This is a genomic window from Prevotella sp. ICM33, assembly GCF_000517825.1.
In the GTDB taxonomy this organism is placed as follows: Bacteria; Bacteroidota; Bacteroidia; order Bacteroidales; family Bacteroidaceae; genus Prevotella; species Prevotella melaninogenica.
In genome coordinates, this window is record NZ_JACD01000046.1 from 33,004 (window position 1) to 48,632 (window position 15,629).

Annotated in this window: 8 protein-coding genes and 1 pseudogene; 3 read left to right on the forward strand and 6 right to left on the reverse strand. The window is 41.6% G+C overall.

Going from position 1 to position 15,629, the window contains the following annotated elements:
- Positions 1 to 97: 97 nt before the first annotated feature.
- The 4 genes from HMPREF1505_RS05270 to HMPREF1505_RS05285 form a co-directional block, all read right to left on the reverse strand.
- Positions 98 to 2,473 (reverse strand): S8 family serine peptidase, encoded by a 2,376-nt coding sequence (locus HMPREF1505_RS05270; protein ID WP_036923540.1) that lies wholly within the window; start codon positions 2,471 to 2,473, stop codon positions 98 to 100.
- Positions 2,470 to 4,071: a hypothetical protein gene (locus HMPREF1505_RS05275; protein ID WP_036923541.1), complete on the reverse strand. Its 1,602-nt coding sequence runs from the start codon at positions 4,069 to 4,071 to the stop codon at positions 2,470 to 2,472. The genes HMPREF1505_RS05270 and HMPREF1505_RS05275 overlap by 4 nt, the downstream gene beginning before the upstream one ends.
- A gap of 1,319 nt (positions 4,072 to 5,390) precedes the next feature.
- A complete protein-coding gene (gene mnmA / locus HMPREF1505_RS05280) occupies positions 5,391 to 6,473 on the reverse strand; it encodes a tRNA 2-thiouridine(34) synthase MnmA (protein ID WP_036923544.1) in 1,083 nt (360 codons plus the stop codon).
- A gap of 22 nt (positions 6,474 to 6,495) precedes the next feature.
- On the reverse strand, positions 6,496 to 7,413 hold the full coding sequence (locus tag HMPREF1505_RS05285; RefSeq protein ID WP_036923546.1) for a YitT family protein: 918 nt from the start codon (positions 7,411 to 7,413) through the stop codon (positions 6,496 to 6,498).
- Between the two features lie 142 nt (positions 7,414 to 7,555).
- Here HMPREF1505_RS05285 and HMPREF1505_RS05290 point away from each other — a divergent pair, with 142 nt between their 5' ends.
- Positions 7,556 to 8,980, forward strand: a complete 1,425-nt coding sequence (locus HMPREF1505_RS05290) for a sodium:alanine symporter family protein (protein ID WP_036923548.1) — start codon at positions 7,556 to 7,558, stop codon at positions 8,978 to 8,980.
- A gap of 297 nt (positions 8,981 to 9,277) precedes the next feature.
- Here the strand turns inward: HMPREF1505_RS05290 and HMPREF1505_RS05295 are convergent.
- Positions 9,278 to 9,708: pseudogene (locus HMPREF1505_RS05295) on the reverse strand (DoxX family protein).
- Positions 9,709 to 10,963: 1,255 nt separating this feature from the next.
- On the opposite strand from HMPREF1505_RS05295, the gene feoB reads away from it, so the two are divergent.
- Complete coding sequence (feoB, locus tag HMPREF1505_RS05300; protein ID WP_036923550.1) at positions 10,964 to 13,444, forward strand: ferrous iron transport protein B; 2,481 nt, start codon at positions 10,964 to 10,966, stop codon at positions 13,442 to 13,444.
- Between the two features lie 293 nt (positions 13,445 to 13,737).
- On the opposite strand, the gene porQ is transcribed toward feoB, so the two are convergent.
- The gene (gene porQ, locus HMPREF1505_RS05305) at positions 13,738 to 14,682 is read right to left on the reverse strand and encodes a type IX secretion system protein PorQ (protein WP_036923552.1); all 945 of its coding nucleotides are present in this window, start codon (positions 14,680 to 14,682) and stop codon (positions 13,738 to 13,740) included.
- Between the two features lie 141 nt (positions 14,683 to 14,823).
- Between porQ and HMPREF1505_RS05310 the strand changes: the two genes are divergently transcribed.
- Entirely contained in the window at positions 14,824 to 15,621 is a 798-nt protein-coding gene (locus HMPREF1505_RS05310) for an energy transducer TonB (protein WP_197017496.1), read from the forward strand.
- Positions 15,622 to 15,629 lie beyond the last annotated feature (8 nt).

A 15,629-nucleotide genomic window follows, 5' to 3' on the forward strand; every position in this document is an offset into this window, starting at 1 on the left:
TGTTCTGATTTTATAGCTTATGTTTACTTATCGTATTCCCAAGGGTTAGGAGTGTTAGTCCTATCCTTTGGGAATATTATTCGATGTGTATCAAGCCTTAATAGATAACGATACGTTGTGCCTTACCACCATTTACTTGAATCAAGTAAACGCCCTTGTTCCATGAAGAGGCATTAACGTTAAGTTCGTCACCTTGTGATGAGAGCGAGTGAACTAACTGTCCGCTGAGTGAGTAAGCACGTAGATTCAGCTGCTTTGCACCAGCAAGGAAGGCTGAGAAAGAGCGTTCGCCAGTCATTGTAATGACAGGTACTGCCTGACTCTCTGCGTATCTTACACCATTAATACCATTGGTTTCCTTTTCCTTTAGTACCTGCTTCAAACCTGCGTAAGCGTCAAACTTACCTGCACCCCACTGTACTGGGTCGCCCGTATTAGTGACATAGTTATCCTTACGAGCAGTCTGCTGAATGATACGTATTACGTCCTTGACAGTCAAACTTGGGTTTGCTTCAAGCCAGAGGGCAATAGCACCAGCCACAACAGGCGTAGCCATAGATGTACCAAGAGATTGATGCCAGTAGTATTTCTTACCACCTTTCTCCAATCTACCCTGCAATGCCATATCAGAATAACCTAAGTCAGTATTCTCTACAGCGTATGTATTAACAGAAGAGATGATAGATGCACCCGGAGCACATACGTGTGGAAGGTTTCTACCATCGGCTAATGTACCGAAAGAAGAGAAGCGTGAAGCCTCGCCTTCAGGGAAGTCATCTTCGTCACCTCGCTTGTTGTAGCCATAAACAAAGCCGTCGAGAGATGACCAGTGGTTGCGTACATTGTAGCTACCAACAGTAACGATGTTTGCAGCACATGCCATATCGCTGATAGAACCATTGCGTGTTCCGCTTACGAAACCCTCCTGCTTGTTGCTATCAAAGTAGATAAACTGTGCATCACTGTACACTTCAACACGCTGTCCAGCCTTCTTACTCGTTATTAGCAACGCCAGTTTATAGTTTCCATCCTTGTTATCTTTCTGGTTATCACTGGTCATTATCTGCGCCATAGCGTAGTAACGGCCCGTTTCAGGGTCTATTGCAGAAGCCGCTGTGACGTAACCATCGAACGCTTTCGCAAAGCCTTGGTTAATAACAGCACCTGACATTGAATACTCACCACCTGATGCGTAGGTTATAGGTTGGCCTTTTGTATTATTTGGAAGAGGGATTCTGCTAACAACACGGTTGCCACGCTTCGTATTAGTAACAACGATTTGTAACTCGAATTCTGTAGAGTCATTACTATAAGCTGCTATCTGTCCGTTACGAAGATTAAAGTAGGTCTTACCTCCAGAACGTAAAGTATCTGGTTGCATTGGCGTGAGGAAGGTTTTAACCGTTTCATCTGCAGCGGTAAAATTCTTCTTCAATGCGATAGCCATATTCGCTTCGTTACCTGCTGCAACACAGATAATAGCGTGTTTTCCTTCCTCTGCAAGGAAGCGATTCATTACACTTGTAGAGTCGTGTACACCAATGTTACTACCTAATGAAAGGTTGATAACACATGGCTTTGGGTTCTTTCCTGATAGTTTTGCATACTGTACGACATCATCAACACCAAATGCAATATACTGATCACGCAAATCACCGCATGAAGCCACAAGTTCTGACTCTGTCGCACAACCATAGAAAGGATTAGGACCTGTCACTTTATAAGACCTATCGTTATCGTTAGTCTTAGCATAGTTGATATTGCCTTTGTATCCACCCGCCATGATTCCTGTAGTGTGAGTACCATGGAACGTAGTGTAGGAATCAGTCGTAAAGTCCTCAATAGCGTATGCATTATCACGGTTTGTTAAGGTATCAAGCACGACACGAGGGTAATAGTTATCGAATTGATAACCATCCTTATTTGACTGACTGGCTGTAATCTTACTGATATAACCAAATCGCGTGCTTCCGTCTGGCTTGAGGAAGTTGATATGGTTAGGGTCAATACCACCATCAACAATACCCGTTACCACTCCTTTACCAGTGTAAGCCTGTGGGAGGTCGATGCCTTTGTGAATCTTATCTACGCCAATCTCCTTACGTACGACGTCCATCTTCTGATAAACACGACGTGGGAGTTCCATACGACGAACGCACTTTAAGCCTGCAATACGCTCAATGTCTTTTATTGGAGCCACGACAATGGCAATATTACCACGTACACGCAGCACCTTTACGCCTTGTGCCTCTAAGTCTGCACGGTCGTTCTGATCCTTCATTTCGACCATTGCCATTGTGTTCTCTGGTACACTCTTTGGGCGTTCAAACGAACGTGTACGACTGTTGTAGGTAGGAATGGAAGTGTTACGGAGTTTGAACAGTTCCAACTGACTTTGTAGGTCAAGCTTCGACTGACCGTAAGCTAATCCTACCGAACATAAACAAAATACAGTGAGTAGAATTTTTCTCATCGCTTGTTAACTATAACTTTTTTACCGTTAATAATATATACTCCATTAGGCAGTTGTGTGCCTTCTATGCGCTTGCCATCGAGACGATAGACTACAGCCTTCCCTTGTTTTACGGCTTCTATGGCATCAATACCAGCTGTGTCGCCCTTGAGTAAGACCTCCAAACGGTCCCCGTTCTTTAAATCAAACTCAAAACTTGTGCCGCCAGGATAAGATGGGTCAAGATTTGTTCCATTCAATTTTATCACCATCTTACTCATGTCATTTCCGTAAGCAGCAAGCATGAAATGATGGTCGTCAGCAGAGAACATCACTGTATTTTCACCTGTCTGCATCTTTACCATCGAACGGTCAGAACGATAGAAACTCAAACCATAGTTCGCAACGCTGATGTCGTCAATGAAAACTGTTGCCTTCTGGTCGCGCACAATGGCTGATGTCGTAACCTCAATCGTCATACCATCGGTTAATCTTATCTCGTATGCTCCTTCGTAATTGGCTGTTACAGGAGTACCGTTTGCCTTGATTGACTCAATCTTACAACCGCTGTTTGGCTTTATTTGGATGACATTGTTCTTCTCGCCTAACTCAATATTATTGCTACCATTCTGTAGCGTTATCACCTTATTATTATAGCTTTGTCCCTCATAAGCGGTGATATTTGCTGCGTTATCAACAGTCAACACAGCCTTTACAGTAGCATATTTATGTGCCTGAACATCAAAGACAAGGTTGTCTTTCACATAGCATTCGTAGGTACCATATATCGTAGTGGCAGTCCCATTAACCTTGAAAGCATCTAAAGCATAGTTGCTTTGGTCGAAAGTTAATGATAATTTTGTTCCAGCTTTCAGCTTGAAATCAGCGTCATTGTAGTTCTTAACTTCCACACCATCAGCCATTACCTTTGAGATAACACCCTTTGCTTTCTCGTCAGTAAAGTTGAATTTAACAGGATAAGATACGTCTGGATAATCGGCTTTAATGTCAACAACACAGCCAGCGGTCAACGTGACAAAGTATTGACCACTTGAAGGAGTAACGTCGTTACCGTCGAGGGTCACCTTATATATAGGGGCATCACCATAATTAGCATTGGTAATTACAAGCGTTTTTTCGGTATTAGGAATCCATTTTACTGTGTTTTCACCATTTTGTAACTCTACAGACGTGCGTGATTCGTTGCGTGACACCCTCACTTTTGAGGCATTATCAACGTTTACAGTACATGAACCTGTGCGAGCTTTAGCTAAGTCAGCACTTTTAACAGTGAAGAGCTTATTATTGTCTGCATCCGAAACATAGATGTTGCAACTGGTTAGATTATTAATAGTCTGTGGTGCAGAGTTATCATTATTAATCGTCTTGAGGACGCTCTTTAAGTAATAACCTTGTTTTGCCTCAATGGTTAAGGCACCATATTGGGGCACAGTAATTTCATTTGTTCCGTTAGCAAGATTGATAACGGGCACATAATTTACTTTGACTGAAACTCTGTTGATATCATCAACCTTGACTCTTACAGTCGTGTCAGCCTTTACGTTTACTGACGAAAACGCCAGTAGCATTAAGAAAATAAAATAGTAAACCTGCTTCATATATACATATTTATTAGTGACCAAATATCAGATGCAACTATTATCTCTATGGTATCTTAACTCTTATTTGAAGAGTTTTTTAGACGAATGATGAGTAAATACTCTTACAGGTTATTCGTTCTATAACATATCTGCTGCAAATATAAATATTATTTATAAAAGAAGCAATCTTTTTTCGATTAAAATTATACTTTAAATCATAAAATGTATTATTAATTTCTATTTCAAACAAAAGAGTACATAAAACACTTATAATTATAAAATCTTCGTAGGTTGTAAGCTACAAAAGGGTTGAGCAGATATTTAGATAAAAGAGAACGGGATGTGGTTGTAAAAAGGACACATTTGAATATGTAAATAAGTAGACAAAAGTATACGACATTAGTTTAAGAAAATAAAAGATATTAGAAAACGAAGTTAACAAGAAGAATTATCTACAAAGTCGTTTGATGAGTGGCAGGAAACGATCAAATCCCACCTATTAACTATATAAGAAAAATCGTTTTAATTTGTTTCTCTGCTCTTAGACCAGTAATCTATTAAGCTTATTTCTGGGTCTTCAGGATTTTGGAGTGATAATTTTTGCCACTTAAGGTTAGGTTTCTGACGAAATGTCACACGGAGAAAAGGAGAGGACGGAGGATTATTAAAACAAAGCAATGGAAGTCACGGAGGCACCGTCGGTGCATAGAGCGACGGAGTTTGTTTGCCATTTCTATTAGTAATTTATACACAAAGCGTTTATCCCAAAAGACTTCTCAAGAATCTGTACGCTACGCCTCCGTCGCTCTTTGTGCCGTCAGCACCTCCGTAACATTGCACAACCTCCGTCCTCTCCGTGCCTCCGTGTGCCTATCATATAAGACTTTTAGTTTATCACTCCATATTTCGGAAGAACCTTATTTTTAATAGTATAACCCACTTCTAACAACAAATTAAACCCTCATCGGTCATATATTACAACGTAATTAGTACTCAGCACCATTGGTGCTAAGCATCAGCACGACATGTGCGGGGCGTCAACACATCATTTGAAGACAGAAAGAAAGAGGCGATAAGATTATAGTAATAAAGATAGTAAGCCACTAATTTCTAAAGGATATAGTGAATGTTTACCTGACAGCAATACTTAGAAAAGCTGTTATAGCCTATCTTTATCTATTCTTTTTGTATGAAAAAACAACCCGACAATGATTGTTTGTTTTTGTAGCAAAGGTAACATAAAGAACCTTCAGACTAACTCAACAAACAGAACACATAACTCGTTAACTTGTCAACTCGTCTACTTGTCAACTTGTCAACACATCAACTCGTCAACTTTACAAAGTTATTTCTCCAGAACCAAAGCAGCGATGGTGCTGCTCATCATAGACAACACAGAATTGTCCAGGGGCAACGCCATGGATATTTTCGGTAGAGTGAATAATACACCTACCGTCCGACAACTGTTCAACAGTTGCTGGATGGTACTCAGGTGTGTGGCGAATCTTGAAGGTAATCTTCTCAGGTAAGGTTGTAATACCTTCTGTTAGGAAGTGGAAGTCATGGAGCGGGAAATCTTTTTTGTAGGCTGTAGCAGGGTCATAGCCATGACTTACATACAGGATATTTTTAGTTACATCTTTTTTAATAACGAACCAAGGGCCACCGCCAAGACCGAGTCCCTTCCGTTGCCCGATAGTATGGAACCATAGTCCTTTGTGTTCGCCAATCTTCTTTCCCGTTTCAAGTTCGATGACGTCGCCTATTTCTTCGCCTAAATAGCGGCGTACATACTCATTATAGTCGATATTTCCAAGGAAGCAGATTCCCTGCGAATCCTTTCGGTGCGCATTGATAAGATTCTCTCGCTCGGCAATCTCTCGCACCTCATTCTTCTCGTAGTGGCCAATAGGGAAGATTGCTTTCTTCAGCTGCCAGTCGTAAATCTGTGCTAAGAAGTCAGTCTGGTCTTTGACTGGATCAGGACTTGTGGTGAGCCATTTACGTCCGTCAATCCATTCTGTCTGTGCATAATGGCCCGTTGCGATGAGGTCATAGTCATGTCCCATCTTCTCATCAAAAGCCCCAAACTTTATCAGTCGGTTGCACATCACATCTGGGTTAGGCGTAAAACCAGCCTTCACCTTCTCCATGGTATAGCGTGTCACCTGGTCCCAATACTCCTTATGACAGTCGATGACTTCCAACTTACAGCCAAAGCGGCGTGCCACAAGTGTAGCCATTTCAAGGTCTTCTTCAGAGTTACAGTCCCAGTCTTCCTTCTCTTCCGGTCCTATCTTGATATAGAAACAGTCTGGATGCAGTCCTAATCGTGCAAACTCATAGACCACAACCGAACTGTCAACACCGCCAGAAAGGAGAACAGCAATACGCTTACCTTCGAGTTCCTGAATATTCATCTTTACAATCTTTCCTTCTTTCTTATTCTTTTGTTCTGACTTTCTCGTCAGCTGTTTTCTTTTTATGTGCTACTTTCATTCTATCAAATCCCATGCCATAGACACCATTGACAGCACCTTGTGAGACAAAGGCGTTAGGGTCTATTTCGTCAATCACTTGATAGATGGAGTGGGCTTCAGAACGACGTGCGATGACAAAGAGCATCCCCACCTTCTTACCAGTGTAGAATCCACGTGCCTCAATAACCGTACAGCCACGATCAACATCGTTGTTAATGGCAGAACCAATCTCTCCCCAGTGTTCAGAGATAACAAAGAACTGTACGGAACCACGCATACCATTAATAAGGTAGTCCACCACATAGGTCATTACGAAGAGAACTATGTAACCATAGATAACCTTTTCCCAATTTTCCAAGACTAAGTAACTGGAACTGATGATACAGAGGTCGCAAGCAAGGATGACACGTCCGAGTGACACATCACGATACTTGTGAATCATGGCTGCTATGACATCCGAACCGCCCGAACTGGCATTATACTGCAAGGCGATGCTGACTCCGACACCTAATAACACACCACCTACAACGCAGGCGAGGAAAGGTTCGTCTGAAAACAACGGATGTCCAGCAAAGACCTCACGCAATACCGACGTAGAAAAGGCGAACACCAGTACGGCGAAAATCGTCCTAACACAAAACTTCCAACCCAATATCTTTAACGCGACAAAGAGTAGTATGCCGTTGATAGTAAGGTAGGTATACTGCACAGGGATATCAAGACCCCACTGAATAACCGATGCAATACCCGCAATACCACCAATCGTGATATGATGTGGCAATAAGAATGCACACCAGCCAAAGCTGCCGATGATCATTGCCAATGCAATCATCAGAAATTCGCGTACATCTCTAAACTTGTTTTTTCTTTTTCTTACCATTGTGTTTGTCAACCATTAGCATTGTGCAAAGTTAGTGAAATAATTATGAAAGTCAAGTGAATAGCTAATTTTTTTGCACACAAAACTTATATCTTTCAGATGTTTTTATTATTTTTGCGCGTAATTTTTAGCCTTATATTAAATGATAGAATTGTTTTCCGCAGACGGCTGGCTGAATCAAGCCATAGTATCTGTCAATTATTTTACATGGACATATATCCTCGTAGCAGGACTCGTTATTTGTGCTTTGTGGTTTACATGGCGGACGCGCTTTGTGCAGTTTCGCATGATTGGCGAGATGGTTCGCCTATTAGGAGATTCGACAGGAACACATGACGAAGGTGAGAAACATGTATCATCTTTTCAAGCTTTTGCCGTCTCAATTGCCTCACGTGTAGGTACTGGAAACCTTGCTGGTGTGGCAACTGCGATAGCTATTGGTGGTCCTGGTGCTGTCTTTTGGATGTGGGTTATTGCCCTCTTAGGTTCTGCGACAGCCTTCATAGAGTCTACACTTGCCCAACTTTATAAGCGTCGTCATGCCGACTCGTTCATTGGTGGACCAGCCTATTACATTCTACATGGTATGCATTGTAAATGGATGGCAAAACTCTTTGCCGTGCTGATAACAATGACCTTCTGTATGGCTTATATATCCATACAGAGTAATACGATTTGTGGTGCTATGCAAAAGGCATTTTCTATTGATCCGACATGGATGGGTGGCGCTCTCGCTATACTCTCTTTAGCAATAGTTTTCGGTGGTATTCAGCGTATTGCCAAGGTTAGTAGCGTACTCGTTCCGCTGATGGCAGTGAGTTACGTACTCCTTGCCTTGGTCATTATTGTAATGAATATTCAACTCATTCCACACGTCTTCCGCCTTATCGTTGAGAATGCTTTTGGCTTTGAACAGGTGGCAGGTGGCGGCTTAGGTGCTACGATGATGAACGGTATTAAGCGTGGACTATTCAGTAATGAGGCGGGTGAGGGTTCTGCTCCTAATATTGCAGCAACCGCATCTACTACTCATCCCGTGAAACAAGGACTCATCCAGTCGCTCGGTGTATTCACAGATACGCTCCTCGTTTGTAGCTGTACGGCTTTTATCATTATCATCAGTGGACTTTATGTCAACAATTCTGAGTCAGGAATTCTCCTTACTCAGGTTGCTTTAGAGAGCGAAGTGGGCGCAGCAGGTCCAATATTTATAGCGATTGCCATCTTCTTCTTCGCTTTTAGTAGTATTATCGGAAACTATTATTATGGTGAGGCAAACGTACGATTCCTTACTCAAAAGCCTTCAGCCATTCTCGCTTTGCGTGTGATAACAGGTGGTGTGATGGTGATGTTTGGTGCCATTGCCAGCCTCGACCTTGTATGGAGTATTGGTGATTTCTTCATGGCACTCATCACTATTTGTAACCTCGTTGCTATCTTAACACTTGGTAAATATGCCTTCCGCCTGCTCGATGATTATCGTCAACAGAAGCGCGCAGGCGTGAAGAGTCCTGTCTTCAAACGAGAGACAATGCCCGATATAGCAAAAGATATTGAATGTTGGTAATTCAGAATTCATAATTCAAAATTCATAATTATGATTACTACTATAATTCATAATTTATAATTCAAAATTCATAATTATGAACACCATTATTAGCTTTGAGCTTTGAACTTTGAGCTTTATGATATGTGCAAACTCTATCTCACTTTTATCGAATACGAATTACGCTAATTACACGAATCCTTGTTATAAAAGAATTCGTGTAATTAGCGTAATTCGTAGTTGATGAGATAACACATTACTGTAGCAATAAACCACAGTTAACATTAGTGTTCATAATTATGAATTTTGAATTATGCATTATGAATTACCCCCGCTTATCTTGCTTCTAATGATACCATCAACAGAGAACTTGCCAGCACCAGCGAACCATGAAAGAACGAAGATGACAAGGTAAAGGAAGGCTAACTCACCATTGCTAACAGAACCGCCATGGACAGTTGTGAAGGCAACTATCATGGTGAAAATCATTGGTAAGAGTGCTAAACGTGTGAGGAAACCAAAAACGAATGCCAAACCGCATACTAACTCACCGAAAATACTCAATCCTACTGCCACCTCACCACTCATACCGAAGGGTGCAGGGAAGTGTGTAGCTGTTTCTGAGAAGTGCTGTAATTTGTCGAGTCCGTGGCTCGCAAATGTCAATCCGACACAAGGCGTGATGCCAATAATATAAGTGATGCCTTTGTACTCTCAGCTTTTGGGAATAGTAATTCTAAACATTTCATATCTTACAATCTTTTATATTTATACATTTTTACCTACAATGCTATGTCGCCCTACCTTATTATATAAGCGTGGCTATGTGGAGAATAGCACTGCGGCAATATCTTTAATTCATTACAAAGATAGGGATAATTTCCCATTCTATCCTAACAATATTCCGAAAAGTTTATCGAAAGCGACGAAAAATACCATATGTGTGGTATTGACTTACAACGATTATTTATGCAAAATTCTTATCCTTACATATGCAAAAACCAAAGAATCATTTGCATAGGATAATCTTTTACTCGTTTTTAAAGAGCTAATAAAAATAGCTATTGCCGTCTATATGTTTAGAAATATATTTACATATTAACCCCACAAAACACCTCTTTTCACACAAAAAACAGTATTTCTCATCACCATCGCAACTCTATAACAATCAACAAGTTACAGAACAAGAAAGTAAAAGGTGCTTAATTGGACTTCAAAAGGGCGTTACTAAGGCTCTCAAAGAGCATCTTTTGCAAGTCAAAAGGGCGTTAATTCAAGTCTAAAAGATGGTCTTTATTTTTCAAGGTTGTGAATTTTATTTACAAACTTATATAATAAGTCACACGGAGAAACGGAGGGAACGGAGAAAAGGAAATGGCACGGAGAGAACGATGAAACTAAGAGCGACAGAGGTATAGCGTACAGATTCTTAATAACTTTGAGGATAAACGCCTTGTTTATAAACTGATAGTAGACATCTTGTCTTCTCTGTATTTCAGAGTTGCTGTCACTTCTGTCAGCCGCAATCATCACTTAACTCATTAATTTACAGTATTGTTACGTAAAGTGTTAAAAGTGACAGCAAACTAAAACAAAACTATTCTTGTAGGTTTGGTAATAGTAGCTCTTTGTGTAAGGAGGCTTTTATTACCTCATCCCTCTGGCAAGTGTATTGTTATTATTCATGAAGAAAAATACCTGTTATACCTTTTTTCATGCCGTTGCCTATCCCCATTATTAGGTATTTACTATATAAACATTTTCTATTCTGTTTTTTTTCATTACCTTTGTTTCTTACGATGTAGACGAGTTGACGAGTTAACGAGTAAACAAGTTGCTTGAGAAGAAGACAAAGGGACTTTGAAAAGTTGACGAGTGAACGAGTAAACAAGTAGACAAGTGGACAAGTAGACAAGTGAACAAGTTGCTTGCAGCAATAAATACAACAGACAGAAGTAATCATAATTATGAATTATGAACTTTGAATTCTAAATTATCAAAGCTATGAAGTTATCAGAATTAAAGACTGGAGAAACTGGTGTTATCGTAAAGGTATCGGGACACGGTGGTTTTCGTAAACGAATCATAGAGATGGGATTTATCAAGGGTAAGACCGTTGAGGTATTGCTCAATGCACCCTTGCAAGACCCCGTTAAATATAAGATTATGGGTTATGAGGTTAGTCTTCGTCATAGCGAGGCTGACCAGATTGAGGTATTGTCGGATGTGAAGACTCACTCTGTTGGAAATGAGGAGGAGCAGGAAGATAATCAGGTTGAGATGGATTCAACCGCATACGACAGCACGGACAAGGAGCTAACGCCCGAGAAACAATCAGATGCTGTGCGCCGTAAGAGTCATACAATCAATGTGGCACTTGTCGGTAACCCAAATTGTGGTAAGACATCGCTTTTCAACTTTGCATCGGGAGCACACGAACGAGTAGGTAATTATTCGGGTGTGACGGTTGATGCGAAGGTTGGTCATGCCGAGTTTGATGGTTATGTGTTTAACCTTGTTGACCTCCCCGGTACCTATAGCCTATCAGCCTATAGCCCTGAAGAGCTCTATGTGCGTAAGCAGTTGGTTGACAAGACTCCAGACGTAGTCATCAATGTGATAGACTCGTCTAACCTTGAGCGCAACCTCTATCTTACAACCCAGTTGATAGACATGCACATACGTATGGTTTGTGCGCTAAATATGTTTGATGAGACAGAACAGCGTGGTGACCATATTGATGCACAAAAGCTTTCTGAGCTCTTCGGAGTGCCGATGATACCAACAGTATTCACCAATGGTAGAGGTGTGAAGGAACTCTTCCGCCAGATTATTGCCGTTTATGAAGGGAAAGAAGACGAGTCGTTGCAGTTCCGTCATATCCATATCAACCACGGACATGAGATAGAGAATGGTATTAAAGAGATGCAGGAGCATTTGAAGAAATACCCTGAACTCTGCCATCGCTACTCTACCCGCTATCTTGCCATCAAGCTGTTAGAGCATGACAAGGACGTAGAGCAACTCGTTAGTCCGTTAGGTGATTCGATTGAGATATTCAATCATCGTGATACGGCAGCCGCTCGTGTAAAGGAGGAGACGGGTAATGACAGCGAGACAGCCATCATGGATGCCAAGTATGGTTTTATTAATGGTGCGCTGAAGGAAGCAAACTTCTCGACAGGTGATAAGAAAGATACCTATCAGACCACCCATGTCATCGACCATGTCTTGACAAACAAATACTTTGGCTTCCCAATCTTTTTCTTTATATTGTTGGTGATGTTCACGGCAACCTTCGTCATTGGTCAGTATCCAATGGATTGGATAGAGGCTGGTGTGGGTTGGTTAGGCGAGTTCATTTCTAAGAATATGCCTGCCGGACCAGTAAAAGATATGATCGTCGATGGTGTTATCGGCGGTGTAGGAGCTGTTATTGTATTCCTCCCTCAGATATTAATACTTTACTTCTTTATCTCCTACATGGAGGACTGCGGCTATATGTCACGTGCCGCCTTCATCATGGACCGACTGATGCACAAGATGGGACTGCATGGAAAGTCATTTATCCCACTTATCATGGGCTTCGGTTGTAATGTGCCAGCGGTGATGGCAACACGTACGATTGAGAGTCGGAGGAGTAGATTGATAACAATGTTGATTCTCCCCTTGATGAGTTGTTCGGCTCGTCTACCTATCTACGTAATGATTACGGGTTCGTTCTTTGCGTTGAAATATCGTTCGCTTGCCATGCTCTCCTTATATATAATAGGTGTATTGATGGCAGTGGCAATGAGTCGTTTGTTCTCAGCTTTTGTGGTCAAAGGTGAGGATACGCCATTTGTGATGGAGCTACCACCTTACCGTTTCCCAACATGGAAGGCAATTGGTCGCCATACATGGGAGAAAGGTAAGCAGTATCTTAAAAAGATGGGAGGTATTATCCTTGTTGCTTCTATCATCGTATGGGCTTTAGGCTACTTCCCTCTTCCAGACGATCCGAACATGGATAATCAAGCACGACAGGAACAAAGCTATATCGGACGAATCGGTAAAGCCGTTGAGCCAGTGTTCCGTCCACAGGGTTTCAATTGGAAATTGGATGTTGGCTTGTTGTCTGGTATGGGTGCAAAAGAGATTGTTGCATCAACAATGGGCGTACTCTATTCTAATGATGGTAGCTTCTCTGACGACAGTGGTTATAGTAGTGAGACAGGCAAATACTCAAAGCTACATAATCTGATTACAAAGGATGTAGCAACTATGCATCACATCAGCTACGAGGAAGCAGAGCCTATTGCAACACTTACAGCCTTCTCGTTCCTTCTCTTTGTACTGCTTTACTTCCCTTGTGTAGCCACGATAGCAGCTATTAAAGGCGAAACAGGCAGTTGGGGTTGGGCTCTCTTTGCTGCAGGTTACACTACAGCATTAGCTTGGATCGTTAGTGCTGTGGTCTTCCAAGTGGGCATGCTGTTCATGTAGACGCTGTAATAATTCAGAATTCATAATTCAGAATTCATAATTATGATTACCATATTAGCTTTGAACTTTGAGCTTTGAACTTTGAGCTTTATGATATGTGCTTTAGCACTCTATCTCACTTTTACCGACTACGAATTTTACTAATTACGCGAATCCTTATTACAAAAGATTTCGTGTCATTTGCGTAATTCGTAGTTGACGAGATAACACGTTACAGTAGCAATAAACCACAGTTAACATTAGTGTTCATAATTATGAATTCTGAATTATGAATTCTGAATTATCTATGCCTTCTAAAAGGAGTACGCCAAGTTCACCAATATTGAGTTGCTGGCAGCATGATACTTACCGTAGGCAAGGTTGAGTTTGAATTGTTCAAGGTTGATACCAGCTCCGACACTGAATCCTGCACCATGCGCACTGGCGTTCTCATCCTTACCAATGGTCATTTCGTCTGCCTTACGGAAGTTGTAACCACCACCAACCCAAATACTTTCAGACAGTAAGACTTCTGCGCCGAGATTGAGGTGATTGATAAAACGATAGTCATAATGCGTAAGATTAACGAGGGTAGCAGACACTCTGACAGGGAGGGCAGCGAAAGTCTTGCTCACACCCACCTGCACATCAATCGGCATCTTACCATACTCCTCTTCGTATGCCTTAATCTGTCCACCGAGGTTCTTGGCAACTAACGATACCGACCACTGTCTTTCAGGCTCATACCAATTAAGACCAAGGTCTACACCCACCGCCATAGAGTTATAACTACCAATGTAAGAAGTAATGAATTTTGCCGTGATACCACCCACCAAATTACGTGCTAATTCGTAGGAGAAGATACCTTCAACAGCGATTTCGCTGGCATTGAAAGTACCCGTCTGTACGTTGTTAGCATCGACTTCCTTCATCTTTCCGTAGTTCATATACTGCACACCACCTGCAAGCGTAGCTTTCTCACCCAATGCTTTCGTATAAGAAGCACCCATATAATGGGCTCCACGCATATAATTCATGTAACTAAGTCCCACGGTTTTATCGCTTACGGAAGAAGCCAAAGCAGGGTTAGAGAACATCAGTGAAGGGTCGTCTTCAATGATAGTAATATTCTCTCCACCCAATGCAGCAGCATGCGCACTCACTGGAAGACGTAGGAAGTTGTATTCAGTTTGACTCTCCTGCGCTCGTATTACAACCGCAAAAAGGGTTAACAGGAGGGTGAAAACGATTTTTTTCATTTAATCTAAATTAATTTCTCGGCAAAGTTACATCTTTTTCCGAATATCTTATTACTTTTGTCGTTGCAACTTATAATGAGACGTTTTTGTGCCCATTATGGATTGTATAACGGCAGAAAAAGGTGTTTAGTATATCTTATCTTGGAAATAAAGAAGTCAAATAGAGCAGATTTAGAGAATAAGCGGTGGGTTGGTTTCCTTTTGGGAATCATCGTTGCACTGTCTTTCTTCTTTGTTGCCATGGAGTATAATGCAACGGGGAGTGATGATGATTCGGCTAATACTAAGGCCATCAAGAATGTCACGCTCCACGATATGGACATGCTGCCTGCCATTGACCAGCAAGACCTTGCCAAGACACAAGAAGACAAGAAGCCTACGATGGAGGACATGCTCAACCTTAAACGCCGTGATATTCCGAATAAGGTTACGCCTCACGATGCAGGAAGTATGAACTCGAACGATAAGAAGACGGGGGCTCCACAGGTAAGTAACGAACCGATTGTTATGCCGATGGTAACTACTACTCCTGAACCTCCGAAGATAAAAGAAGAGGCTAAGAAGGAGATGGAGAAGATGACCGATGATAATTCCGACAAGGTTGTAGAACGCTATGACGACAAGGTTAGCAAGCGAATACTCTCCGAAACACCAACACCACCAGGCGGATGGGTGGAGTTTATGAAGTGGCTTACAAAGACATTGCAATATCCTGCTGCTGCAAAGGAGAACAAACTGCAGGGAACGGTGAATATTACTTTCATCATCAATGCTGATGGTACGGTTGATGATGTCAGAATCAAGAGTGGTAAGGTACCTGTTCTCAACGACGAAGTACTACGCGTTCTCAAGACAATGGGTAAGTGGAAGCCAGGCATTGAGAAGAATAAACCATGCCGTTCGCTGATAGAGATTCCGTTTGTCTTCCAACTTGCATAAGACTTTTG

Excerpts from the sequence above, each read along its gene's own strand:
- HMPREF1505_RS05285 (WP_036923546.1), bottom strand. The coding sequence starts at position 7,413 with ATGGTAAGAAAAAGAAAAAACAAGTTTAGAGATGTACGCGAATTTCTG.
- feoB (WP_036923550.1), top strand. The coding sequence starts at position 10,964 with ATGAAGTTATCAGAATTAAAGACTGGAGAAACTGGTGTTATCGTAAAG.
- HMPREF1505_RS05290 (WP_036923548.1), top strand. The coding sequence starts at position 7,556 with ATGATAGAATTGTTTTCCGCAGACGGCTGGCTGAATCAAGCCATAGTA.
- porQ (WP_036923552.1), bottom strand. The coding sequence starts at position 14,682 with ATGAAAAAAATCGTTTTCACCCTCCTGTTAACCCTTTTTGCGGTTGTA.
- HMPREF1505_RS05275 (WP_036923541.1), bottom strand. The coding sequence starts at position 4,071 with ATGAAGCAGGTTTACTATTTTATTTTCTTAATGCTACTGGCGTTTTCG.
- mnmA (WP_036923544.1), bottom strand. The coding sequence starts at position 6,473 with ATGAATATTCAGGAACTCGAAGGTAAGCGTATTGCTGTTCTCCTTTCT.
- HMPREF1505_RS05270 (WP_036923540.1), bottom strand. The coding sequence starts at position 2,473 with ATGAGAAAAATTCTACTCACTGTATTTTGTTTATGTTCGGTAGGATTA.